Annotated in this window: 1 protein-coding gene; it reads left to right on the forward strand. The window is 53.3% G+C overall.

The window, feature by feature from the left end; all coding sequences use genetic code 11:
* Positions 1-339 precede the first annotated feature (339 nt).
* Positions 340-1,991: S-type pyocin domain-containing protein (locus NP534_RS26690; RefSeq protein WP_274100724.1), on the forward strand; the 1,652-nt coding region annotated here is incomplete at its 3' end.

A 1,991-nucleotide genomic window follows, 5' to 3' on the forward strand; every position in this document is an offset into this window, starting at 1 on the left:
GTGCGGCGCCCGCGCGGCGCACGATCTCACAGGCGCTGCATTTGCCGTGGCGAACACCGGGGGACTAACGCCCCCTGAAGCAGCTCCGCGAGCGGAATACTCTCACGCTGCGTTGATAGTGATTTAACAAAGATCCTCCGTGGTTCAAGCAGCACCCTGCTGTTTTGACACATGGAAGTTTCAATGCAAGGCACAGTTTTTCTGCCCGATTCGCATGTCATCGGCCGCCCCCCGATATCTGTCCTATTTCCACCCCTTTTTCCCTTCGGCCTTCCTCATTGGCCTTATCCCGCTGGCGGCCCACTAGTTTCAGCACTCCCCCCAACTTCGCCTCCAGCAATGCCAAATTCTGCGCAAATTCTTGAAGCAATTCACGAAGATGCTAAGAAACCTTTAGACCTTCGAACACTAGCCGCCGCAGTGGATGTCGAGATTGAATCAGCAATCGTGGAGGCCGGGTTAAATCGGGATAATGCTACCCACAGAAGACAAATAATAGAGTCGCTCGCAATAAGGAAATTAGACGCTCTCGAAACCCATGAAGCCAACGTAAACAAACTGGTAGGGCACCATCCTCTTTGGAAATCCACTGCTGCCACGATAATCGCTTACGAACAGCGGTACGGAAGCATTGATGATGACCCGGAACTTTTTATTCAAAGAATCACATACAGTTACGCCGCAGCGAGAAGCCGCGACTATGCAGCTGTCGAGATCTACTACTTTTCCACCCTGTTGGCCGGGTCCACTACAGAGGAAATTCGAGCACGCGTAAATGCTCGGGCCTTGGTCGAAGCCGAACGCATCGCCGCAAAAGCCGCCGCCAAAGCCGAGGCCGAACGCATCGCCGCAGAAGCCGCCGCTAAAGCCGAGGCCGAACGCATCGCTGCAGAGACTGAATTAATTCGCCTCGCAAACACCTACTCTGCATCTGGCTCTGTCGCAGTAACAGGATCGGTAATTATCACTGCAGTAGGCACAGTCGTATCCACTTCCGCAGAATATTTATTAAGAGGCGTGATTGGGGCCGCCGTTGGCGCAGTTAGTGGATTTACTGCTAGCGTTGGCGCAGGGTTCGTGGTGGGTGTTTCGGCTCTTTTCTACTCTCCAAACCTCGGGAATGGCGAGCTTCCTCGCCGCTATTCCCTGCAGACCCCGTTATCCGATCTAGATCCCCAACTCAGTGTCCAGTTGGCCGCAAGTGCAGCCGCTTCGGCTTCATACATCGATCTTCCCTACCGCTTCAGCTCTCAGCTCAACGCTAATGACGATTCGGAAATTTTTGCCGTCAAGACGGGCGGGGAAGTCGTGCCTTCGCAGGTGCGTATCCTAACTGCCTCATACGACACTCAACGCAATGTATATACGGCCACTACGGCAGACGTACCACCACGTACCCTGACCTGGACACCTATCGTCACGCCGGGCGATAGCTCAACAGGATTGCCCGCCGATCAGCGCGATACACCTATTTACAAAGGGGCAACGCTCAAGCCCATAGAAATCAGGATCGACAGCTATCCAGGCGTTGCCGATGCAAGCTGGGATGACTACGTCATCATCTTTCCGGCAGACTCCGGATTGCCGCCTATCTACACGATGTTTCGGGATCGTCGAGAGGAAATGGGAACAGCCAGCGGCTTAGGCGTTGAGGTCGACGATCATTGGGCCACGAGTGTTGAAACACGTAAGGGAGCGCCCATACCCAGGCAAATTTCTGATTTATTGAGAGGGCAACAGTTTCGAAACTGGAGAGCCTATCGAGAAGCACTGTGGAAGGCCGTCAGTAGTGACGCTTTCCTCGCCGCTCAATTCGACCCTGTCAGCATCGGGAGGATGAGGAAAGGCTTTGCTCCTTTTGCGCGTTTGCATGAGCGCGTTGGAGCGCTCGCCTCTCTTCAAATTCATCATAAAACTCCTATATCCGAGGGCGGAGATGTATATAATTCAGAAAACATTGTAATTGTTACACCAAAGCAGCACATCAACAT

The sequence above is a fragment of the Pseudomonas sp. 39004 genome, from assembly GCF_028682155.1.
GTDB lineage: Bacteria > Pseudomonadota > Gammaproteobacteria > Pseudomonadales > Pseudomonadaceae > Aquipseudomonas > Aquipseudomonas capeferrum.